Annotated in this window: 18 protein-coding genes and 1 pseudogene; 9 read left to right on the top strand and 10 right to left on the bottom strand. The window is 72.9% G+C overall.

Translation table 11 applies throughout. The annotated features are described in order from the left end of the window. Positions 1–155 precede the first annotated feature (155 nt). Together ACIP37_RS20155 and asnB are read left to right on the top strand one after the other, a co-directional pair. Positions 156–557: pseudogene (locus tag ACIP37_RS20155) on the top strand (short-chain fatty acyl-CoA regulator family protein); the annotation flags it as partial. Between the two features lie 228 nt (positions 558–785). After that, a complete protein-coding gene (gene asnB, locus ACIP37_RS20150; protein ID WP_400808253.1) occupies positions 786–2,633 on the top strand; it encodes an asparagine synthase (glutamine-hydrolyzing) in 1,848 nt (615 codons plus the stop codon). A gap of 31 nt (positions 2,634–2,664) precedes the next feature. On the opposite strand, the gene ACIP37_RS20145 is transcribed toward asnB, so the two are convergent. Then, complete coding sequence (locus ACIP37_RS20145) at positions 2,665–3,414, bottom strand: DUF4232 domain-containing protein (protein WP_400808250.1); 750 nt, start codon at positions 3,412–3,414, stop codon at positions 2,665–2,667. A gap of 253 nt (positions 3,415–3,667) precedes the next feature. Beyond that, entirely contained in the window at positions 3,668–4,609 is a 942-nt protein-coding gene (locus ACIP37_RS20140) for a nitrilase-related carbon-nitrogen hydrolase (protein WP_350876327.1), read from the bottom strand. A gap of 179 nt (positions 4,610–4,788) precedes the next feature. Between ACIP37_RS20140 and ACIP37_RS20135 the strand changes: the two genes are divergently transcribed. The 4 genes from ACIP37_RS20135 to ACIP37_RS20120 all read left to right on the top strand — a co-directional run bounded on the left by ACIP37_RS20135 (position 4,789) and on the right by ACIP37_RS20120 (position 8,769). Beyond that, positions 4,789–5,790, top strand: coding sequence for a LacI family DNA-binding transcriptional regulator (locus ACIP37_RS20135; protein ID WP_363631861.1), 1,002 nt, complete (start codon positions 4,789–4,791; stop codon positions 5,788–5,790). A 190-nt stretch (positions 5,791–5,980) separates the two neighbouring features. Then, positions 5,981–7,294: a cytochrome P450 gene (locus ACIP37_RS20130; RefSeq protein ID WP_400808246.1), complete on the top strand. Its 1,314-nt coding sequence runs from the start codon at positions 5,981–5,983 to the stop codon at positions 7,292–7,294. Positions 7,295–7,463: 169 nt separating this feature from the next. Beyond that, positions 7,464–8,336 carry a HEAT repeat domain-containing protein gene (locus ACIP37_RS20125; RefSeq protein WP_400808243.1) on the top strand — a complete coding sequence of 291 codons (873 nt, stop codon included), beginning with the start codon at positions 7,464–7,466 and terminating at the stop codon, positions 8,334–8,336. A gap of 76 nt (positions 8,337–8,412) precedes the next feature. Next, on the top strand, positions 8,413–8,769 hold the full coding sequence (locus ACIP37_RS20120) for an immunity 51 family protein (RefSeq protein ID WP_363586167.1): 357 nt from the start codon (positions 8,413–8,415) through the stop codon (positions 8,767–8,769). Between the two features lie 208 nt (positions 8,770–8,977). On the opposite strand, the gene ACIP37_RS20115 is transcribed toward ACIP37_RS20120, so the two are convergent. After that, on the bottom strand, positions 8,978–9,802 hold the full coding sequence (locus ACIP37_RS20115; RefSeq protein ID WP_363619732.1) for an SAM-dependent methyltransferase: 825 nt from the start codon (positions 9,800–9,802) through the stop codon (positions 8,978–8,980). A gap of 307 nt (positions 9,803–10,109) precedes the next feature. Here ACIP37_RS20115 and ACIP37_RS20110 point away from each other — a divergent pair, with 307 nt between their 5' ends. After that, positions 10,110–11,609, top strand: coding sequence for a leucyl aminopeptidase family protein (locus ACIP37_RS20110; protein ID WP_400808239.1), 1,500 nt, complete (start codon positions 10,110–10,112; stop codon positions 11,607–11,609). Then, entirely contained in the window at positions 11,606–13,306 is a 1,701-nt protein-coding gene (locus ACIP37_RS20105) for an AbgT family transporter (RefSeq protein WP_363586170.1), read from the top strand. Before ACIP37_RS20110 ends, ACIP37_RS20105 begins: the two co-directional genes overlap by 4 nt. Before the next feature lie 18 nt (positions 13,307–13,324). Here the strand turns inward: ACIP37_RS20105 and glsA are convergent, their stop codons facing one another. From glsA to ACIP37_RS20090, 3 genes are all read right to left on the bottom strand, one after another. Beyond that, positions 13,325–14,560, bottom strand: coding sequence for a glutaminase A (gene glsA, locus ACIP37_RS20100; RefSeq protein ID WP_363586171.1), 1,236 nt, complete (start codon positions 14,558–14,560; stop codon positions 13,325–13,327). 77 nt (positions 14,561–14,637) lie between these two features. Beyond that, complete coding sequence (locus ACIP37_RS20095) at positions 14,638–14,940, bottom strand: SHOCT domain-containing protein (protein WP_363586172.1); 303 nt, start codon at positions 14,938–14,940, stop codon at positions 14,638–14,640. 46 nt (positions 14,941–14,986) lie between these two features. After that, positions 14,987–15,409: a DUF6325 family protein gene (locus ACIP37_RS20090; protein ID WP_400328034.1), complete on the bottom strand. Its 423-nt coding sequence runs from the start codon at positions 15,407–15,409 to the stop codon at positions 14,987–14,989. A gap of 364 nt (positions 15,410–15,773) precedes the next feature. Between ACIP37_RS20090 and ACIP37_RS20085 the strand changes: the two genes are divergently transcribed. Then, entirely contained in the window at positions 15,774–16,313 is a 540-nt protein-coding gene (locus ACIP37_RS20085) for a hypothetical protein (RefSeq protein ID WP_363586174.1), read from the top strand. Between the two features lie 83 nt (positions 16,314–16,396). Here ACIP37_RS20085 and ACIP37_RS20080 read toward each other — a convergent pair whose 3' ends face one another. The 4 genes from ACIP37_RS20080 to ACIP37_RS20065 form a co-directional block, all read right to left on the bottom strand. Next, positions 16,397–19,231, bottom strand: a complete 2,835-nt coding sequence (locus ACIP37_RS20080) for a hypothetical protein (protein ID WP_400808232.1) — start codon at positions 19,229–19,231, stop codon at positions 16,397–16,399. After that, positions 19,228–19,398: a hypothetical protein gene (locus ACIP37_RS20075; protein WP_363586176.1), complete on the bottom strand. Its 171-nt coding sequence runs from the start codon at positions 19,396–19,398 to the stop codon at positions 19,228–19,230. Before ACIP37_RS20075 ends, ACIP37_RS20080 begins: the two co-directional genes overlap by 4 nt. Before the next feature lie 392 nt (positions 19,399–19,790). Beyond that, positions 19,791–20,729, bottom strand: a complete 939-nt coding sequence (locus ACIP37_RS20070; protein WP_363631853.1) for a LysR family transcriptional regulator — start codon at positions 20,727–20,729, stop codon at positions 19,791–19,793. A gap of 132 nt (positions 20,730–20,861) precedes the next feature. Continuing rightward, on the bottom strand, positions 20,862–22,172 hold the full coding sequence (locus tag ACIP37_RS20065) for an MFS transporter (RefSeq protein WP_363586178.1): 1,311 nt from the start codon (positions 22,170–22,172) through the stop codon (positions 20,862–20,864). Between the last annotated feature and the right edge of the window lie 102 nt (positions 22,173–22,274).

The raw sequence follows: 22,274 nt of genomic DNA, 5'->3' as shown, positions 1-22,274 counted from the left end.
GGGACTCCTCGGGGGCGCTCGATGGCTCTCGGTCTTGCATGACCGAGCCTGCTCGTCGGACGGCCGATGATCCAGCATGCCAATCGGTGGAATCCGTACGGCGGATTCCTGCGAACCTGCGAAACCTGCGAACCCCGCCGGGGAACCGGCTCCTCCACTTCTCCCGCACCGGCGGCACCTGCCCGCTGTGGAACGTCTACGAATCCTTCGCCGCCCCCGGCCGGGTCCACGTCCAGGTCGCCGCCATGCCCGACGGCCGGCGCTACCTCTGGACCGCCCGCGCCGTCACCCGCTCACCCGGCGGCTGGGGCCGCCCCGGCAAGACCTTCGCCATCGGCCTCGGCTGCGAACTCCGCCACGCCGCACGGCTCGTGTACTCGGCGGGACTGGACCTCGGCGACGTGGCGGCTGCCACCCCGATCGGGCTCGGCTGCAAGGTGTGCGAACGCCCGGCGTGCCCGCAGCGCGCCGCGCCCGCCATCGGCCGGCCGCTGGCGCTCGACGAGCACACCAGCACCTTCATCCCGTACCCCGCGCTGCCCGATCCCCGGAACTGAACGCCGCCGGCCGACGTACCGGTCCGGCCGTCCGAGCCCGACGCCCCTCCGTCCGAGCCCGACGCCCGGCGGTGCACCCCCGGTGGGCTTCGCGCGGGCACCGCCCGACCCGCCCCGGGAATCCTGCGGTTGCCCGGAACTTCCCGGACGTCCGGCCCGACTTCTGGGCCGGGCGCCGTCGCCGACAGCGTCCGGCAGAGCACACCCCTTCACCCCAGGAGCGCGAGCATGTGCGGGATCACCGGCTGGGTGTCCTTCCACCAGTCCTTCCACCAGGACATCGGCCACGGGGCCGCCTCCGTCATCCAGGCGATGACCGACACCATGGCCCTGCGCGGACCCGACGCCGGCGGGGTCTGGCTCGGCCGCCACGCCGCGCTCGGCCACCGCCGCCTCGCCGTCATCGACATCGAGGGCGGCACCCAGCCCATGACCGACCGCCCCGAACACCCGCAGGTGGTGCTCACCTACAGCGGCGAGGTCTACAACCACCACCGGCTGAGATCCGAACTCGCCGCCAGGGGCCACCGGTTCGAGACACGGAGCGACACCGAGGTGGTCCTGCGCGCCTACCAGGAGTGGGGAGACGCCCTGGTCGACCACCTGGAGGGCATGTACGCCTTCGCCGTCTGGGACGACCGCGAGCAGCGCCTGCTGCTGGTCCGCGACCGGCTCGGGGTCAAGCCGCTGTTCTGGGCCGAAACCGACGGCGGCCTCGCCTTCGGCTCCGAACCCAAGGCCCTGTTCGCCCACCCCGAGGTGACCCCCACCGTGGACGCCGACGGCCTGCGCGAGGCCTACAGCCTCCTGTTCAACACCGGCCCCACCGTCTGGGCCGGCGTCCGCGAGGTGCACCCCGGCAGCATGCTCGTCCTCGACCGCGACGGCATCCGCGAACGGCGCTACTGGGAGCTGACCGCCCGCCCGCACACCGACGACCCGCAGACCACCACCGAGCTGATCGGTGGCCTGGTCGACCGCGCCGCCCGTACCCAGCTGGAGGCCGACGTCCCGCTGTGCAGCCTGCTCTCGGGCGGCCTCGACTCCACCGTCGTCACCGCCCTGATCGCCGACGAACTCCGGCTCCGCGAAGGGCCGCAGGCCACGCTGCGCTCCTACGCCGTCGACTACAGCGACCAGGCCGAACAGTTCACCGGCGACGTGCTGCGTACCGGCCACGACACCCCCTTCGCCGCCGAGGCCGGCGCGTTCATCGGCACCCGGCACTCCACCGTCGTCCTCGACCCCCGTGCCCTGCTCGACCCGGACAACCGGCGCGCCGTGGTCGTCGCCCGGGACTCGCCGATCGGCGTCGGCGACATGGACACCTCGCTCTACCTGCTGTTCGGAGAGATCCGCAAGCACTCCACCGTCGCCCTCTCCGGCGAGGCCGCCGACGAGGTCTTCGGAGGCTACCCGTGGTTCCACCACCCGAAGGCGCTCGCCGCTCGCGCCTTCCCCTGGCTCCTGGTGACCGGGGACCAGGCCGCCATGCCGCTCCACCCCGACCTCGCCGCCCGGCTGCGCATCCCCGAGTTCCGCGCCGACACCTACCGCACCGCCGTGGCCGCCGTCCCCCGCCTCGACTCCGAGAGCGCCGCCGAACACCGCCTGCGCGAGATGCAGCACCTCTCGCTCACCCGCTGGCTGCGCCAACTCCTGCACCGCAAGGACCGCCTCTCCATGGCCCAGGGCCTGGAGGTGCGCGTGCCCTACTGCGACCACCGCCTCGTCGAGTACGCCTTCAACACCCCCTGGGCGATGAAGAACCACGACGGCCGGGAGAAGAGCCTGCTGCGCGACCTCGGCCGGGGCATCGCCCCCGACTCGGTGCTGTGGCGGCCGAAGAACCACTACCCGGCCACCCACCACCCCGACTACAACGCAGGCCTGCAACGGCTGGCCCGCGAGGCGCTGGACGCACCGCACGTACGGGACATCGCCGACGAGACGGTCGTCGGGGCGGCCATCGACACGCCTGCCGAGCAGTTGCCGTGGGGCCACCGGCTCCGCCTGGAGCGGGTCGTCGACCTCGCGCTGTGGCTCGACCACCACCGCCCCGCCCTGGCCCTCTGACCTCGCGGCCTCGTCGGTGGTGTGGTCGGGGTTACTTGCCTGCGGCTGTCATGGAGGTGACGGCGTCGGCGGTGGTGGCGCGGTAGTTGCCCAGGTGGGGGTTGAGGACGCGGGTGTCGCTGGTGAGTGGGAAGTTGTGGGTGGCGGCGAGGGGCATGTTGGTGTCGTCCTGGTCGGCGAGGACGTTGAGTTCGTTGATGTCGGGGGTGGTGCCGGTGGTGGCGCCGCCGGGGTTGAGGTCGATGACGGCGTAGGCGTTCTGGCCGGCGGGGACGGGGAAGCGCTGGGTGCCGCTGGCGAGTACGGGCCGGATGTTGTTGCTCTGGTCGCGGGCGGTGGAGTTGCCGAGGTTGACGCCGGGGGAGGAGCTGAGGCTGCAGGCGGTGGTGCCGGTGTTGTGGATGTCGATGACCCGCTGGCTGGGTGCTCCGGGGCGTGCGGTGACGTGGATGGAGAGGTTGTTGATGTCGCACGGGCTGGCGTCGGTGGGGGCGGGGGCGTTGCCGGTGCCGGGTCGGGCGCTGGTGGAGGGGCTGGTGCCGGACGGTGTGTGGGGTGCGCCCGTGGGGGTGTGCGAGGCCGGGCCCGTGGCCGGGGCGGTCGGTGCCCCGGTTGCGGGGGCCGCGCCGGTGGGGGCGGGTGTGACGGCCGCGGTGGTGGGGGAGGCCTTCGGGCCGGCGGCCGGGTCGGTGTTGTCGGGCCCGCAGGCGGTCAGGACGAGTCCGGCGCCGACGGCGAGGACGGCGGTGACGAGCAGCGGGCGACGGCGGCGGACGGACATGGTGGCTCCCCGATGACGGTGCGTGCTGGCTTGCTGGACACCCACCATGACGGTCAATCAGTGACTTTCGGTGGCACGCGCGGCGTCACAATCGTCAGGACATCGCGAGGATCGGACTGTGACAATCGGCCAGGCGCAACACCATTGACACCGCGAGCCCCGGGCTCACCACTTCGCTCGCCTTCAGCCCCGCAGCCCCGCAGCCGGGCCTCCCCGTTTCCTGGCCGGAACCGGGCCGGGGAGGCCGGGGGCGTCAGCGCTGGGCGGTCAGGGGCGCGTAGGCGTCGGGGCGGCGGGTGGTGTTGAAGGGGAAGAGTTCGAGCCAGTCGTGGCGCTGGTCGAGGTCGAGGTCGGCGACCAGGACGGCGGCCTCGTCGCGCGGTGCCCGGGCGAGCACGCGGCCGTACGGGTCGACGATGAACGAGCTGCCGTAGAAGGTGAGTTCGCCTTCGGTGCCGATGCGGTTGGGGACGACCATGAAGGTGGCGTTGGCGATGGCGTTGCCGGTGATGACCTGCTGCCACAGCGGCTGGGTGTCGAAGCCGGGGTGGCCCGGCTCGGAGCCGATGGCGGTCGGGTAGACGAGCACGTCGGCGCCGGCGAGGGAGTAGGCGCGGGCGAGCTCGGGGAACCACTGGTCCCAGCAGGTCGGCAGGCCGACGGCGGCGTCGCCCACCTCGGCGAGGGGGAAGGCGTCCTCGCCGGCCGGGCCCTGGCGGAACCAGGTGTCCTCGTAGTAGCCCTCGGTCACGGGGATGTGCAGCTTGCGGGTGCGCTGCACCAGGGTGCCGTCGGGGGCGACGAGGATCGCGGTGTTGTAGCCGAGGCCGTCGGGGCCGTCCGGCCCGTCGGCCTTCTCGAAGAGCGAGGCGTGCACGTGGATGCCGTGCTCGCGGGCGGCGGCCGCGGCGAACGCGAAGGTCGGGCCGGTGCGCAGGTCCTCGGGCTCGACGGCCTGCGGGTGGTCGGACTGGCGCAGCACGGCGAAGTACGGGGAGAGCGTGAGCTCCTGGAGGGCGACGAGGGCGGCGCCCTGTTCGGCGGCGAGGCGGATTCCCTCCAGCAGGCCGGCCCGGTGCTGCTCGGGGTCCGCGTGCCAGCGCTGCTGGACGAGGGCGACCCGCAGGGCGGCGCGCCGGGGCGCGCGGGTGCGGGCCGGGGACGCGGGCGGGTTCAGGGCGGTGATCAGGCGCATGGCGGGTCCTCGGGTCATCTCGGGTCATGGTGTCGGGAGCAGCGGCCGAAGCTGTGCCGGAACGTTCCGGCACGGATGACCCTAAGCCTTGCCGGAACGTTCCGGCAAGGGGGTTCGAGGAGCATGGCAGGCGCCCGGACCACGGGTGGCCTCCGGTTCTGCGTCTAGACTTCCGGGCTGTGACCAGCCGATCCGTGACCCTGTTCGACGTGGCCCGGGCGGCCGGGGTGTCCAAGAGCACCGCCTCCGACGCCCTCCTCGGATCCGGCCGGGTGGCCGAGGCGACGCGTGAACGCGTCCAGGCCGCGGCCCGAGAGCTCGGCTACCGGCCGAACTCGGCGGCGCGCAGCCTGCGCCGCTCCAGCACCGGGGCAGTGGGCCTGTACCTGCCGCGCACGGCGACCCGTCTCGACTACTACATGAAGCTGGCGTTCGGCGCCGTCGAGCGAGCCCGCGAGGACGGCCTCGACGTGGTGCTGCTGGCCCCCGGGAAGGCGGCGGAGGGCGGGCTGGCCGCCCGGGTCGACGGGCTGATGGTCATCGATCCGGAGGTCGACGACCCGGCCGTGCCCGGTCTGCTGGCCGCCGGCGTACCCGTGGTCACCGGGGAGCGCTACCTCGGAGGCGGGGCCGCACCCAGCGGATCGGTGGTGTGCGACAACGCCACCTCGCTCGCCGCGCTGCTGGACCACCTCGCGCACCGCGGCGCACGCCGCCCGGCACTGCTGGCCCCCGGCCCGGGATCCGACTGGGCGGCCGCCCTGCGGGCCGCCGCCGCCGACTGGACCGGGCGCCACGGCGTCGAGGTCGCCGTGCGAACGGTCCCGTTCGCGGCCACGCCGACCGAGGCCGAGGCCGCCACCACGGACCTGCTCGCCGGCACCCCGGGCCTGGACGCCGTGGTCTGCGCCCCCGACGGCGCGGTGCCCGGCGTGCTGGCAGCCGTGGCCCGGGCAGGCCTGCGGGCCGGAACCGAGGTGCTGGTGGCCGCCTGCGTCGACGGCGCCGCGGCACGCGGGTCGAGCCCGCAGGTGACGGCGGTGGACCTGCGCGCGGCGGAGTACGGCCGCGAATGCGCGGCCCTGCTCAGCGACCTGCTGTCGGGCGCGGCGGAACCGGGCGTGGTACGGACCCACGCCTGGGAACTCCGCGTCCGGGCTTCCACCGCCGGTCGCGGCTGACACCGACCCGAACGGACACCGACCCGAACGGACACCGACCGCGGCCCCGGACGACGACCGGGCGTCCTCGTCTCCGGGGTCGAGGGCGAATGCATTCGTTCGGGTGGATTGGCACCGATAGCGGCAGGTGGGGCGCGGTCCGGCCGCCATGATGCCGTCACGGAACGACCACCCGTTGGGAGCGCTCACCATGACGACGCAAGGCCGGACCACCACCGAGTCCGGCGACGAACCACTGGACCTGGCGGATCAGGAGCTGGTCCGCGATCCGTTCACCTCCTACGCGCACATCCGCGAACGCGAGCACCTGGTGCGGGGCTGCGTCCGAGGCGTCGACCCCATGTGGGTGGCGACCCGCCACGACGACATCCGCACGATCATGAGCGATCCCGACTTCACCATCGACGCCGCGACCGTCCCCGGCGCGAAGGTGGCCCACCGCACCGAACAGACCTGGCAGGCCCGCGGCATGTACGCGGGCTACGAGAAGTACCTGCGCGCCGGGATCTTCGACTCGGACGGCTCCGACCACCGCCGTCTGCGCGGCCTGGTCGCCGCCGCGTTCTCCCCGCGCCGCGTGGCCGCGCTGCGCCCCCGGATCGAAGCCATCGCCGCCGACCTGCTCGACCGCCTGCCGGACCACGCCGAGGACGGCGTCGTCGACCTGATCGAACACTTCGCCCGACCGCTGCCCATCACCGTCATCTGCGAACTCATCGCCGTCCCCGAAGCCGACCGCGACCGCTGGCGGAGTCGCAGCGCCACCCTGGCCGCCGGCACCTGCGGCGAGGAACTGGGCGACGCGCTTGCCGGCATGGTCGCCGACGCCCACCTCCTCGTCGGCCTCCACACCGCCGACCCGGGCGACGACCTCATCTCCGAACTGCTCGCGCCCCACCACGACGACCGCCTGAGCACCGACGAGCTCGTCTCGCTCATCACCAACCTGGTCGTCGCCGGGCACATCACCACCGTCAACCTCATCGCCAACAGCACCGAAGCGCTCCTCGCCCACCCCGACCAGCTCGCCCTGCTGCGCGAGGACCCCGCCCTCATGCCGCACGCCGTCGATGAACTCATGCGCTACTGCGGGCCCGTCGTGCGTGCGCTGCCCCGTTACGCCACCCGCGACACCACCGTCGGCGCCACCCCGGTGTGCGCCGGAGAAGCCGTCCTCCCGATCGTGTCCGCGGCCAACCGGGACCCCGCCGCCTTCGCCGACCCCGACCGCCTCGACCTCGGCCGCACCCGCCACAGCAAGGAGCCCCACCTCGGCTTCGGACACGGCGCGCACCGCTGCCTGGGCGCGCACCTCGCCCAGGAGGAGGCCGCCGTCGCCCTGGCCGCGCTGTTCAGCCGGGTACCCGACCTGCAACTCGCCGTCGACCCGGAGCACCTGCAACGCGGCACCAACCCGCTCAACTGGCACCTGAAGACCCTCCCCGTACGCCTCCAACCCCCGAGCCACACGGCGCCGGCCAGGAACGAGGCACACCCGGCCTAGCTGGCAGAGAACGGCAAGGGCAACGCGCGCAGTGTCCCCGAGCAAGGCGCGGAGGTGAGTGGCCGGGAAGTACTCGCACATGACGGAATGTTGAACGCCCGGGCGGCCGCGAGAGACTGTCCGGGCACCTACCGCGACCCGCTGATCCACCGAAAGCCGGCTGACTTCCATGGACTTGACCACCGACGGGATCGACAGCCTCCTCGCGCGCTACATGCACGGGGACGGTGGCGCCCTGGAGGACCTGGTGGCTGCCGGACCGGTGAGCCTTCGCCGACTCCTCGACGTGTTCGCGGGCCGGGCGGAGAAGAGCTGGGACCTGGCGGAGATCGTGAGCCGCGACCGGGACGAGTACCGGCGCCCCGCCTCGCTGCAGGTACTCCTGGCGGAGGCTCTCCCGGACGGGTTGTTCGACGCGCTGGCGGACGACCCCTCGCTCGAATCGCTGCTGGCCCGTGAGACGTTCGCACATGTCAGGGACCCGCGGACGGTGCCGTTCCTGGAGCGCCAACTTCGGTCCGGTAGGCCGGAGTTCCGTCGCCGGGCGTTGCTCGGTCTGGCAGAGAACGGGTCCGCTGAACACACGGAGGCCGTCGTCGGGTGTCTGGCGGACCCCGCGATGCGGTCCGAGGCGGTGGAGACGCTGGCCCGGCTGGGCGATGCCCGCGCGGTCGGGCCGTTGCTGCGTGAGCACCTCGCGGACGACTCCGACTTCGCCCGGCGCGCCGGAACGGCTCTGGACCTGGTCGAGCAGCGCATCGGCGGGCCGCCGACGCCCCCGGTCTGGCGCGAGCTCGGGCCGGTGGAGTTCGTGGTGACGCCCAAGATGGGCGTCCCGTGGTGTGTGACAGAGGTCCTGGTGGTGCCCGGACAGACGGTCCGGGGAGGCGAACTCATGGCCGCCATGGAGAACGACGCGCTGAGCAACGATCTGATCGCCGACTGGCCCGGCACGGTGACGGAGGTCCGGATCGCGGTGGACGACGAACTGCCCGAGGAGATCGTCGCCCTTGTCGTGCAGAGTCGCAGGCGGGTCGGGTAACGGGAGTGACGATCCGGCAGTGCGGCCCGGGAGCCTTCGCCCGCCGCTGTCGGACCCCGCCGCTAAGGTCGGTCCCATGACCGATCGGACGACCTACGCACCCCTGATCCTCTCCGCCTACGACCACGAGCCGGAGTCCTACTACCTGATGCTCACCGACGACGCCATGGTCGCCGTCGAGGACGAGTTCGAGGCCTGCGGCCAGTACGGCAACGGGTACGGCTGGGCGGGCGTCGCCCGGGCCGCGGTGCTCGCGCACGCGCCGGAGGTGTCGGAGCGGCTGACCTACGATCCCGAGGCGGGGATGTTCATCGCCCGCAGTCGGGACCTGGACGCTCTGCAACGCCTCGCCGCGCTCCTGAGTCAGGCGTTCCACGACCGCGCCCGGCTCGCCGAGTTGATACGCGGCGTCGATCCGGACGACTTCGACTGACTGTCGGCCGGGCGCCTCCCGCCGTACCGCGGGGTGGGGGACGACCCGCGCGCCGGGCGGCACCCTCACGGCGGCTGCGGCTGACACGTTCGGTCCGCCTGCACCGGAAGCCGTCGGCGACGTCGCGGAGCGATGCGACAGCGGTTGCGGCGGTGGCGAAACGGATCGTGGAGGGACCGGTGTACGGGGCGCGCGGGCCAACAGCCGGCTACGGCTTGCGGGCCAGTGCGCAGGAGATCAGCTGTTCCCACACCGTCGGAGCGGGCCTGTCCACGCCGTTCCCGGTGCCGTCGTCGTCCGGCGCGGGGTCCGGCCGCCACAGGGAGCAGGGGACCAGGCCCGGTTCGAGGAGCTCAAGGCCGTCGAACAGGCCGGTGATCTCCTCGTCGGTGCGCCAGCGGCCGCGGCCGAAACTGCTCTGCAGCTTCTGCTCCATGAGCCGGGTCTCCTCGTTCCCGCCGGAGCGGAAGTGGGAGATGTAGACCTGACTGCCCGACGGCACCCGGTCCACCCACCAGCGCGCGAGCTCGGCGGGGCGTTCGGCATCGGTGAGGTGGTGCAGCACGGCGCTGAAGACGACGCCCACCGGCTCGTCGAAGTCGATCAACTCCTGTAGGCCGGGGTCGTGGTAGAGCTCCTCCGGCGCGCGCAGGTCCGCCCGGATCACGGTGGTGCGGTCGTCGGCGGCCAGCAGGGCCCGGCTGTGCGCGACCACGACCGGGTCGTGGTCGACGTAGACGACGCGCGCGTCCGGACGGTGCCGCTGGGCGACCTGGTGCACGTTGTCGGCGGTGGGCAGGCCGCTGCCCATGTCGACGAACTGGGAGACGCCGTCGCGGGCCATGGCCGCCACGGCGCGAACGAGGGCCCCGCGATTGGCGAAGGCCATCGCCCGCGAACCGGGCAGGTCCTTGATGAAGAAGTCGCCGATCTCGCGGTCGACGGCGTAGTTGTCCTTGCCGCCGAGCAGATAGTCGTAGACCCGGGCGATGCTCGGCTTCGACTGATCATCCTCTGTGCTGCGATCGGTCACGGCAGCCGACTCCCCGTCCCTCGGACCAGTGCGGCCTCAAGCCTAGGGTGTGTCATCCCACCCCCGCCTGCGCGCCGACGCCGGTGCGCCGGGCGTTCGTGCGTTTGGGGGCACAGCGCGTGGCGTGTCCTGGAAGCGCCCTGACCGTGCGTCTTACTGGGGAGCGGCTGCTGGGACCGGCGGCCTCTGGACCGCCGCCCCAGCAGAGGAGAGCACAGTGGCGCAGAGCAGGGCAGCCCTCGATCTCATTCCTTCGTGGAGCCGCGTTCCGAGGGTTGACGTCGCGCCGGCCCGGGATCCGGAGGCGGTGCGAGATCCGGAGGCGGTGGGGCTGCCGGTGGTCCAAGGGGCGGTGGCGGTGCCGGCGTGGATCGGGCTGGGCCCGGGGGCCGTGGAGGCCGCCGGCATGACGGGGGCGACGGGCCGGGTGCTGCTGGTGCCCCGGGAGGACGGGCCGGACGTCGTGCTCTACGGGACGGGGCCGGAGGGTGAGGCAGGTCCCGATGTGCTGAGGGACGCCGGGGCGGCCGTGGCGCTCGCGGTGCCGGGCCGTTCGCGGCTGGCCGTCGTGGTGCCGTCCGGGGCGGGTGCGACGCCGGCGGAGGCGGCGCAGGCGTTGGTGGAGGGGGTGCTGCTGGCCCGTTACGGCTTCGATCCGCTCAAGCGCGAGCCGTCCGGCACGGCGCTGGAGACTGTCACGGTCGTGGAGGGTTCGGGCTCGGGTTCGGATTCGGACTCGCGCGAGGCCGTCGAGCGGGGCGCAGAGCGCGGGGTGTGGCTGGCCCGCGCGACGATGCTGGCCCGGGACCTGGCCAGCGCGCCGCCCAGCCTGCTGACCGCGCCGGACCTGGCCGAGGTTGCGGTGCGGCTCGGCGCGCAGTGCGGCCTGAGGGTGGAGGTGTTCGGGCAGCGGGAGCTGGAGGAGCTGGGCTGCGGCGGCCTGCTGGGCGTGAACCGGGGCGGCGTGGACGAAGCCCGCATGATCAAGCTCACCTACCTGCCCTCCGGCGCCGGTGACGGGACGCCCCGGCTGGCCCTGGTGGGCAAGGGCATCACGTACGACTCCGGGGGCATCAGCCTCAAGCCCGCCGACGCCGTGCACGCGACGATGAAGAACGACATGTCCGGTGCAGGGGCGATCCTGGCGGCCCTGTGCGTCCTGGCCGGGCTCGGCTGCCGGACGGCCGTGACGGGCTACCTGATGTGCACGGACAACATGCCCTCGGGCTCGGCGCTCAAGCTGGGCGACGTGCTGTGGATGCGCGGCGGCACGAGCGTGGAGGTGGTCAACGCCGACGCGGAGGGCCGCCTGGTCATGGCGGACGCCCTGGTCCTGGCCGGCGAGGAGCCGGGGGACGCGATCGTGGACATCGCCACCCTGACCGGCGCGTGTCTGCGGGCGCTCGGCGCCGAGACCGCGGGCGTGTTCGGCAACGCCCAGCCGCTGGTCGACCAGGTCCTGGACGCCGCCGCCCGCACCGGCGAGCCGGCCTGGCAGCTGCCGCTGTCGCGGCGCTACCGGCCGGAGCTGGACTCGGAGGTGGCGGACCTGAAGAACATGGGCGGCCCCAACGGCGGGGCGATCCATGCCGCGCTGTTCCTGGAGGAGTTCGTCGCCGGCCGCCCCTGGGCGCACATCGACATCGCCGGGCCGGCCCAGAACGACAAGCCGAGCGGCTGGCGCACCAAGGGCTGCACCGGCTTCGGCGCGCGCCTGCTCGCAGAGCTCGCGCTGGCCTTCACCCCTCCGTCGACGGCCGCGCGGACCGACTCCACCCGCTCGATCAGTGAGGAGGCCGGCCGGTGAGCGCCCTCGCCCACGCCCAGGCCGACGGCCCGCAGGACAAGAGCGCCACCGCCTCCGGGAACGGAAAGTCCGGCGGAGGGTCGGGGCGCGTCCTGGACGCCATCGAGAAGATCGGGAACAAGGTCCCGCACCCGGCCATCATCTTCCTGCTGCTGTGCGTCCTGGTGATCGTGCTGTCGGCGGTCCTGGCCGCGTTCGACGTCCACGTCACCGGCGAGACGGTCAAGTCCGTTCCCTACCCGGCCACGCAGGTCCACGAGGGCGGCACCGAGTACGCGGGCACCCACCTGCCGCCGGAGTCGACGTACACCCACCACTACGAGACCGTCGTCGAGACGACGAAGGTCGAGAGCCTGCTGTCCGGCGACGGCGTCCGGTTCCTGTTCACCTCCGCGGCGCACAACTTCAACGACTTCGGCGTCGTCGCGGTCATCCTCGTCATCATGGTCGGCGTCGGGCTCGCGGAGGAGGCCGGACTGATCGCGGCCCTGATCCGACGCCTGGTCAGGATCTCACCACCGGAGACCCTCACCGCGATCATCGTCTTCGCCGGCATCCTGTCCAGCATCGCCTCCGACGCCGGCTACCTCGTCCTCATCCCGCTGGGAGCGGTCGCCTTCATCAGCGCCGGGCGCCACCCGCTCGCCGGGATCGCCGCGGCCTTCGGCGGGGTCAGCGCGGCCTTCAGCGTCAACCTGCTCATCGCCCCGATCGACGGCATCATGACCGAGATCACCAACCAGGCGATCAGGCTCGTCAACCCCGGGCAGTCCCTCAACCTGACCGCGAACTACTACTTCGCGATCGGCTCCACCCTGTTCCTCACCATCGTCATCACCTTCATCACCGAACGCATCATCGAACCCCGCCTGGGCCCCTGGCAGCCGCGGGACACCGCCGCCGTCGCGGACAGCGAGGAGCCCCCCGTCGACACCGCGGCCGAGGCCCGGGGGCTGCGCTACGCCGGCCTCTCGCTGATCGCGCTCGTGGTGGCCGTCACGCTGCTGGCGTTCATCCCCGGCGCGCCGCTGCGCAACCCGGAGACGGGGAGCCTGTTCGAGGACTCGCCGTTCATGGACGGCCTGATCGTCATCATCATGATCGCGTTCCTGGTGATGGGCCTGGCCTTCGGCGCGGGCGCGAAGACCCTGCGCGGCAGCGCCGCCGCGATGGACGCGATCACCAAGACCTTCGCCGGGCTCGGCGGCCTGATCTTCCTGCTGCTGATCATCGCCCAGTTCATCTCGTACTTCAATTACAGCAACATCGCCACGGTGGTCGCCGTGCAGCTCGCCGACCAGCTGGAGAGCGCGAACATCGGTGCGATCTGGCTCCTGATCGCCTTCATCCTGCTGACCTACGTCATCAACCTGATCATCCCCGGGATCATCCCCAAGTGGGCGATCTTCGCGCCGATCTTCGTGCCCCTGTTCATCCGCCTCGGCGTCGCGCCGCAGACCGTGCTGGCCGCCTACCGGGTCGGCGACTCCCCGACGAACGTCGTCACCCCGCTGATGGTCTACCTGCCGTTCATCGTCCTGCAGTGCCAGAAGTTCAGGAAGCAGGCCGGTGTCGGCACCGTCATCTCCCTGATGATCCCCTACACGGTCATCGTGGCGGTGGCCTGGCTGCTGTTCTTCGTCGCCTGGTACGCCATCGGCATCCCGATGGGGCCGGGCGCACCCGTCAAGCTGTGAACCTGTGCTTGCCGGTGCTCACTCGGCTCTCTCGGCCGGGGTGTCGCTCCGGTCTGCGGACGGCCTTCGGACCAGGCCCGCGGGGTCGACGAAGCGCACCGTCGTCCGGGCCCGGAGGCCGGCGGCGCAGTCGGCCAGCAGCCTGCGGGCGATCGGGCGCACGGCGGTGACGTGGGAGAGGTCGACCGTGACCAGCGGCCGGGGCTGATCGCGGGCCAGGCGACGGACGCAGTGGACGATCTCCTCGGCGGCGGCGAAACCGAGGTCGCCCAACAGCTCCAGGTGGTGCGCGCCGTGGTCGGTGCGCACCGCCTGGAGCGGTGAGCGCGCACGCTCGGTGTGCCGCAGGACGTGCAGGCCCAGTTCGGCGGACAGCTCCCGCAGGACGGCGCTCGCGCGGACGCTGTTGCCCCGAGGGTCCAGCGGGGGGCTGAACACGCCGACGCCGAACTGGCCGGGGCTCACGGCGCAGACCCCTCCGCCGACGCCGCTCTTGGCCGGCAGGCCCACCCTCAGCATCCATTCCCCGCTGTGGTCGTACATGCCGCAGGTGGCCATGACCGACAGCGTCGCGCTCGCCGCGTCGGCGTCCACGACGCGGCGCCCGGTCACCGGGTTGCGCCCGCCGTTGGCCAGCGTGGCGCCCATGACGGCCAGGTCGACGGCGGTGACCTCGATCGCGCACTGGCGGAAGTACACGTCGCAGGCCTGCTGGGCCGGGCGCTCCAGCACGCCCTGGGAGAGCGTGAGGTAGGCCAGCGCCCGGTTGCGGTCCCCGGTGGCGGCCTCGGACCGGTAGACGTCCTCGTCGACCGTCAGCCGGCGGCCGGCGAAGCCCGACAGGGTGTCGCGGATCCGTTCGAACGCGGCCTCGCAGTCGCCGCCGATCAGCGCGGTCGTCACGATCGCCCCGGCGTTGATCAGCGGGTTCGCCGGGCGCCCGGTGCCGGCCTCCAGGCTGATCGCGTTGAACGGCTCCCCGCTCGGCTCGAACCCGACCCTCCTGGCCACCTCCGCCAGGCCCAGCTCCGACAGTGCCAGCGAGTACACGAAGGGCTTCGAGACCGACTGGATCGTGAAGGCGGCCGACGCGTCACCGGCCTGATAGGCGTGGCCCTGGACGCTGACCATGGCGAGGCCGAAGGCGTGCGGGTCGGCGCGGGCGAGTTCGGGGATGTAGCGGGCGACGTCACCGGCGGTATCGGCGCGGTGCCGTTCGACGAGTTCGGCGAGCACCGCCGTCACGGGCTCCATCACCGCACCACGGCGGCGCAGCGCGCGGGCCCGGTCGGGCCCTGCCCCCCGTGCGGGCGCCGTCCGGCGGAGGGGGTTCACGAGGTGAGGAGGCGTTGCTTGGCCGCCGTGAACTCGTCGTCGGTCAGCATCCCGCTCTGCCGCAGTTCGACGAGGCGTTCGAGCTGGGCGAGCGTCTGGTCGTTCGGCGCGGCGCCCGGCACGGCCTGAGACGCGGGTGCGGGCGACGGCGGTGCCGGGGCCGCCTGCGCGGTTGCCTGCTGGTGCCGGGCGGCGACCCTGCTCGACACGGACGTGGCGGTCCCGGCGATGACGGCGGTGCGGGCGGCGGTGCCGATGAGCCCCGGGCGCCCGCTGCGCGACAGACGACGGCCGATCATGACAGCTCCTTCTCGGAGTCCGGCTCCCCTTTTGGAGTCCGATCTTTCAGAGACCGATCGCGGCGAGGTCGGCCGCCACCACGGTGTGCGGCACGTGCTCGCGCGTGACCAGGACCCCGTCCGCGTCGTCGAGTGCCCGCAGCAGCGGCGCGGCCCAGCGGTGCTCCCAGACGATGATCGCCGCCGAGCACCCCGCCGGGATCTCGTCGCAGACGCTGGCCAGGTCCTCGTCGCTCAGCAGGCCCATGATCTCGCCGTCCAGTTCGGCGAACACGGCGGCTTCGTCGCTGTCCAGGGCATCGAGTTCGAGGACGCGGACCGTCCCCCGCTCGTCCCTCTTGATGAAGGTGAGGTCGAGGATGCGGATGATCCCCTCGGAGGTCAGGCGCTTGAGCTCCGGCAGGATCGCCCCCCGGAACCGGTTGCCCGGGAAGGCCATGACGGCGTACTCGACCGGCCCGACGTCCATGGCGCCACGCCCCTTCCGCATCGCGTCCCGCCCGTACCCTCATCCTCCGCCGCCCCCAGCGCCGCCGCGACCGCGCGGACGGCTCACCCGTACTGATGACGTACTGAGGGCGCGCTGTTGACGAGTGGAACCGGATCGCCGGGGGCCGCACCACCGCCTCCGGCGATCCGCCGTACCACCGGGACCTGCGGAAAGCCGCCGCGGACGGGTGAGCGCGGGCGGCCCGCCGGGGCGTGGGCGAGGGGCGGAAACGGGCGCCCGGCCGCAACGGGGAGCGGTACCGTCGGGCGGTGACCCGACCGGCCGACGAACCCTGCGACCGGACCTGCCGCGCACCCGCCGCGGCCGTGTGAGAAGGAGTCCCGTGTCATCGCCTTGTGACCCCCGATACGCCGCCGTCGGCGATGTGAGCACCGCGCTCATGATGATCGACTCCCGGCTCAAGGCCGTCTACGACGGTAGGACCGGGACGGACCCCGTACAGCAGCGGCTGGTCGACGAGTTCGCCGCATCCGTGGGCCCCGAAGAGTTCAACGCGCTGCTGGACGGCGCGTGCACGCTCATCTACCTGTTCATGAACTGGCTGCGGTCGGCCTGCGAGGAGCACGACAAGGACGTCATCGAGCACGTGGTGCCCACCCTCGTGGCCACGATGCGGATGATGCCCAGGACCTTCCGCCCCGAGGTCATCCCCACCATGGCCGGCCTGGTGATCGCCGCGGGCAGCGGCCTGAGCCCCAACCTGTGGCGCGCGCAGTACGGGCCCTGGACCGACGCCGAGATGAACCCCCTGGAAGCCACGGCCACCCTGCTCGCGGAGCACGTCAACCGGGTGTCCGGCGACGACCACGACTTCGCCACCCGCCTGATCACCGACGCCCTGTCCAAGCTGGACCAGGACTGAGGCGCCACCGCGTGCCCTCGACCACCGGGTCGAGGGCCGGTCATCCGGTCATCCGGTGATCGCGGAGAGCCGCCGTCGCGGTGTCACGACTGCTCCCCCGCCCGCAGTTCGGTGGCGATCTGGCGCCGGCCGGCGACCAGCGTCTCCAGCACCACCCCGAGGCCGACCAGCAGGGCCAGGCCCGCGGTGGGCAGCAGCACCGGCATCAGCGCGGGGGTGACGACCTCCCCGACCCTGGCACCGACCAGGGTCGAGATGTCGAACGCGCCGCCCAGCAGGGCGACCGCCGCCACCGCGACCAGCCCGCCGCCGACGGCCGCCACCAGGGTCCGCGGCAGCGCCTCGGCGACGATCAACGCCAGCCCCTGGCGGGGCCGCAGGCCCATGGTGCGCAGCCGGGCGAGCACGGCCGTGCGGTCGGGCGCGGCCCGGAACAGCGTCAGCAGCACCGCGAGCAGGGCGAACCCGGCGCCGGCGGCACCCGAGTACCGGAACAGCCGCCCGGCGGCGTGCTGCAGCGGGTCGTCGCCGAGCTCGGCGACGGTCTCCCGGCTGCTGTGCACCGTGTATCCCGCGGGCAGGCCGCGGACGGCCTTGCCGACGGCTGCGGCGTCGTCCGCGATCATCTTGGCCAGGCCGGTCGGCTGGACCCCGCCGTTGTCCCGCAGTGCTGTCCTGACCCCTTCGGGGTCGATCTCGCCGACGGCGAACCACTGGTTCACCCGCTTGGCGTCCGGCAGTCGCTCCCAGGCGGGGCCGGCGGGAACGACGGCGAACGGCTTGCCCGGGTCCGGCAGGGCGGGGGTGGCGCCGACGGTCCCGGCGACGGCGAGGCGCAGGTCGTTGCCGTTGGGCGTGCGCACCTGGGACGACCCTGCGGCCAGGCGCTCGGCCAGGTCGCGGCTGACCAGCGCGGGCACCGGGGTGTCCCGGCCGCCGGCCGCCCCGGCCAACTTCGCCGGATCGAACTCGCCGGCCCCGAGGGTCCGGGCGATCTCGGCGTACGCCGCCGGATCGACCACCATGATCAGGTAGGCCTCGGTGTAGCGCTGGTCGGCGCCGACGATGCGGGCGTTGGGCTCGACCCAGACCGCGGTCGAGGCCCGCACGCCCGGCAGGGCGTCGGCGGCCTTGGTGAACGACTCGGACAGGGTGGCGTAGCCCGGGAGGGAGACGCCGATGTCCCCGCCCGTGGCGATGCGCGCGGCGCGGGTCCGGGCGTGATCGACGGTGTCGAGCACGGTGGCGCCGAAGCCGGTCGTGGTGACGGCGATGACCAGGGCGAGCAGCGGCAGCGCGGAGGGCCTGCGGCGGCCCGAGTCGTCGCGGGCGGCGCGGGCCAGGCCGAGGAAGCCGATCAGGCCGCGGCCTCGGCCGACGAGGGCGGCCAGCCGGCCGACCACCACCGGCTCGATCCGGGCCAGCAGCAGGCCGCCGGTGACGGCGAGCAGGAGCGGGGCGGCCACCAGCAGTGGATCCGGCCCGGAGCCGGTGCCGACGCCCCGGTGCCGGACCTCTGCCACGGCCGCGGCGGTGACGGCGAGGACGGCGAGTTCGCCGACCAGTCGGCGTCGGCCGCCGGCCGGCCGCCGGCGTGCCCACAGCAGGGCCGCGCGGGCCGGGAAGGCCAGCAGCGCGATCAGGGCCGCGGCCAGGGCCGCCAGCACCGCGCGGTCCCAGCGGGGGGTGGGCAGCAGCACCAGGGCGAGGGCCGTTCCGAGCACGGTGGCCGGCAGGACGGTGACCGCGCCCTCGGCGATCAGCCGTCGCAGCACCCCGGCACGGGAGCCGCCGCGGGCCTGGAGCAGCCTGATCTCGGCGGTGCGCCGGTCGGTGGTGAGGGCGGCGGCCAGGAACAGCACCACGGTGGCGACGCCCGCGACGGCGGCCGGGCCGATCGTGCTGAGCGGCAGCGAGGCCTGGTAGCGGTCGTCCGCCCGGTTGAGGATTTCGGGAAGGCCCGAGGAGGTGTGCAGGTCGGGACGCCGGGTCGCGTCGGCCAGGGCGGTGGCGTCGCGCCCGGTCAGGAAGGAGCTGAGGATGCCGCGGGTGCGGTCGAGCTGGTCGGCGTGCAGCGAGGCGGCGTCGACGGGCAGCCGCCAGAAGTTCTCGGCGTTCGAACCCCAGCGGGCCAGCGCGGGCAGGCTGTCGCCGTCGACGAATCCGCTGGTCATCCAGTGCTCGTGCTCGGGGTCGGCCCTCAGGCAGGCGCGGGCCGGGCAGCCGAGCTCCTCCCAGAACGGGTCCTGGGGGTCGTTGACCTGGTAGAGGCCGACCACCACGGTGGTCCGCTTGGCGCCCGAACCCTCGGTGCCGTTGTCGATGACGTCACCGAGCTTGATGTGGATGCTCTCGGCGGCCTTCTCGCTGATCACGATCGGCAGCGGACCGCCGGCGGCGCCGGGGGTCGGCCAGGTGCCGTCGGTGAGGGTGGCCCGGGCGGCCAGGTCGTGCAGGTAGAGCAGGCCGAGGGCCGGGTCGGTCCTCCTTTCCGCGAACCGGTCGTACTCCGGATTGCCCATGCCGCGGTCGCCCAGGGCGCGGGCGCCGTAGGCCTGGCCCGACTGGGTCAGCGTCAGCTGTCGACCGACCATCTCGGTGAGCTGCCGCTGCACCCGGTCGAGTTCGGCGGCCTTGTCGTCGTCCCGCGTCTTGGACGTGGTCTGCAGGCTGGTCTGGTTGAGGCCCTTGTGACCGACGAAGTCCTGGAGCGCCGTGTCCGCGCCCCGGTCCGCGATGCGGGGGAAGGCCGCCGCAAGGAAGACGGCGACGAACGCCAGGGCCGCCATGAGCAGCGCGGCCAGCGGGTTCGCCCGCAGCCTGGTGCGGACCCAGCGCGCGGGGCGGTGGGCGGTCCCGGGAGCGGTCCCGGTGGTGGGCGCGGTGGTGGGTACGGTGGTGCCGGTCCGGGGGGTCACCGCTCCTCCACGTGGCGCAGCCGGGTGGCCACGTCCCGACGGCGGCGTCCGATGGGGAAGGCCGACAGCAGCGGGGCGGCAGCCGCCAGCGGCGGTCGCCCGCGCGGTCGGCGCACGACGAAGCCGAGCATCAGGTTCTCCCCCCAGTCGTATCCCGGCCCACCCATTGATCCGATCCAGGCACAGATCGGCCGTGGACGGACACCCGCGGGCGCACCGGCGCAGTGATCACCGACATTCGGTCGCCGGATAGCGGACGATGCTGTCAGATTCGTTCCGGGAACGGAAGGGATTTGGGCGAATCAAGTAAGCAAGGGCAAATGCCATGCACACTTCACAATTCTGGTATTTGCTGCACTCCTTTGACCGGTGGAAATTCCTTTCCCGAATCTTCTGCTCGGGATCGTGAACCCGTGAGCCGCCGCATCCGTTGGCCCGGGCGACCATCGGCTCGGTGGTAGCCGTGGCCGCACCCGTTCCGGAGGAGGTTCGACAGCGATATTCTGTCGCGTTGTCCGAGGAATCCGGGGTTGTGGCCGGAAAGCGCGGCCATTCGAGATCACCGGCCTGGGCGGATTCCCGGTGTGCCGATCGCGGGAATGAGCCCAGGCGGTGGAGCGAAGAAGGGCTCGGACCAGGTCTCCTGACGCAGGAGTTCGAGCAGGGCCGTTTCCGCCGGGCCCGCAGCGTGGCGGACGACGGCGATGACGGGCTGGGAGACGGGCGGGGACACCGGGCGCGCGAGGTGCTCGTGGCCGTGGGGCACCGCGGAGGCCGGGACGAGTGTCACCCCCAGCCCGTGGGCGGCCCAGCGTACGGCCGTCGCCGTCTGGGACACCCGGGCGACCGTGGTCGGGGTCAGCCCGTTCTCGAGCAGCACGTCCAGCAGCACGCCGTCGAGCGCGCTGTCGCGGTCGAACCGCACCCACGGCTCCCCGTCCAGGTCGCGCAGCTCGACCCGGTCCGTGGCGAGCAGCCGGTGCCCGGCGCCCAGCACCACGACGAACTCCTCGTCGCCGAGGTGGTGGGCGTCGGCGGGGCTCCGCTCGCACACCGCCATCAGGGCGAGGTCCAGCGTGCCCCGGCGGCCCAGCCGCTCCATCTCGGCGGAGCTCGGCTCCTCGAAGACGGTGACCTCCAGCCGGGGGAAGCGGCGGCGCAGCGCGCCCAAGGCGCCCGGCAGTTGCCGGGTGCCGAAGCCCATCTGCACCGCGACCGTCAGCTCGCCCACCAGCTCGTCGGCGCCGGCCCGCGCCGTCGCCCTCGCCCGCCGCGCCGCGCTCACCGCGGCCTCCGCCTCCCGCAGGAACGCGCGGCCGACCACGGTGGGCACCAGCCCGGTCGGCGTGCGGGCGAACAGCTCCACACCGAGCTCCCGCTCCAGGGCGCGGATCTGCTGGGACACCGACGGCTGGGCGACGTGCAGCAGCTCCGCCGCGGCCGTCACCGAACCCTCCTCGGCAACGGCCAGGGCGTACTCGAACTGACGAAGACTCATCGACTCCCCTCCCCTCCCCACGTCGTCCTCGGGTGCACGAGGCGGCGCCTCGTCGCGTCCCAGGTGGACGGGTCCCAGGCTATGAGGTGGTCGACGAGACGCCGGTCGCCGGCCACCACCGGCGGACAGGGCCTATAAGACGAGGGGATCCGGATCCTTCGCCGCCGGATGCTCCTCCGAGGCCGTGGTGCTCAGCGCGCGGGCCTCGCGGTCGAGGGCCAGGTGGAGGCCGACGGCCAGCATGGGAATCGCGGCGAGCACGAACGCCCACTGTATGTCCCAGCCGACCAGCAGGCCCATGGCCGCGATGGAGAGCGGTTCCAGCGTGGCCCGGGGCAGTTCCATCACGCTGCTGACCCGGCCCAGCACGTCCGTCGGGGTCCTGGTCTGGATGAACGTCGGCAGCGCGACGTCGCTGGAGTACGCGACGCCGATCCCCAGCAGGGTGAGCACCACCGCCGCGCTCCACACGCTGGGAAGGAAGCCCAGCAGTACGAAGGCGGTCCCCTCGCAGAGCGTCATCCCGATGATGAGCAGTCCCCAGCGGCGCGGCAGCCCGGTGAAGACCGCGCCGATGGTGCCGATCAGCTGCCCCAGTCCCCAGGCGGACAGCAGGACGCCCAGTGCGAGCGAGCCCTGGGGGAAGGTCTTGGCCAGCGCGGGAAGCCCCACGCTGAAGAGGCCGCTGTAGCTGAGGGCCGCCGCGCCGATCAGCAGGAGGACAGTGCGGATCTCCCTGCTGCGTCCGGCGTAGCGGAGACCCTCGACGATCTCCCGCCGGATCGCCGTGAACGACTTGGCGCCCTCGTCGGCCTCGCCCGCCTGGTCGGAGGCCTGGTCGCCCGCCTGGTCGGACGGTTGTCTGCGGGGTGCGCCGAAGACCGTCAGGGCGGCGAAGAAGAAGGTGAAGGCATTGAGCAGGATGGTGGTCGACGTCCCCACCGCGGCCACGAGGGCGCCGCCCAGGATCGGCCCCAGCAGCCGGGCCCCCTGCTCCCCGAAGCCGACGAGCGCGTTGCCCCGGGCGAGGTGCTCGGGCGGCAGGAGGGAGGGGATGATGCTGCCGGCGGCCGGCCAGAAGAACGCTTCGGCGACGCCGGTGAGCGCGCCGAGGGCGTAGAGGTGCCACGTGCTCACGTGGTCCGTCAGGGCGACCAGCCCCAGCGTGGCGACGGCGAGCCCCCTGAGCGTGTGGGAGCAGAACATGACGGCGCGCGGGGAGAGCCGGTCGGTCACCGCGCCGCCCACCAGCATCAGCACGCCCCGGGGGACGGCCTGGACGAGCAGGATCGTGGCCAGCGTGGTCGTCGATCCGGTCTCGTTCAGGATCAGCCAGATGAAGGCGACCTCGAAGCTGTAGTCCCCCACCAGGGAGACGGTCTCGCCCAGCCACACCCGCCGGAAGGGCCGGTGTTTCAGCGGCTGTCGCACCTTGTCGAGCATCGACTACCTCTCTGCTGTTCCACTTTTCCACGATGAAGGACTGCGGGACACTGCGGGGCACCTGCTCTTCGACGCTCTCGGCGGGGCGTGCGCGGCCGGTCT

Origin of the sequence: Kitasatospora sp. NPDC088861, assembly GCF_044750105.1 — a bacterium.
In the GTDB taxonomy this organism is placed as follows: Bacteria; Actinomycetota; Actinomycetes; order Streptomycetales; family Streptomycetaceae; genus Kitasatospora.
Note: the sequence above shows the minus strand (reverse complement) of the source record. Positions and strands in the feature narration are given on the sequence as shown.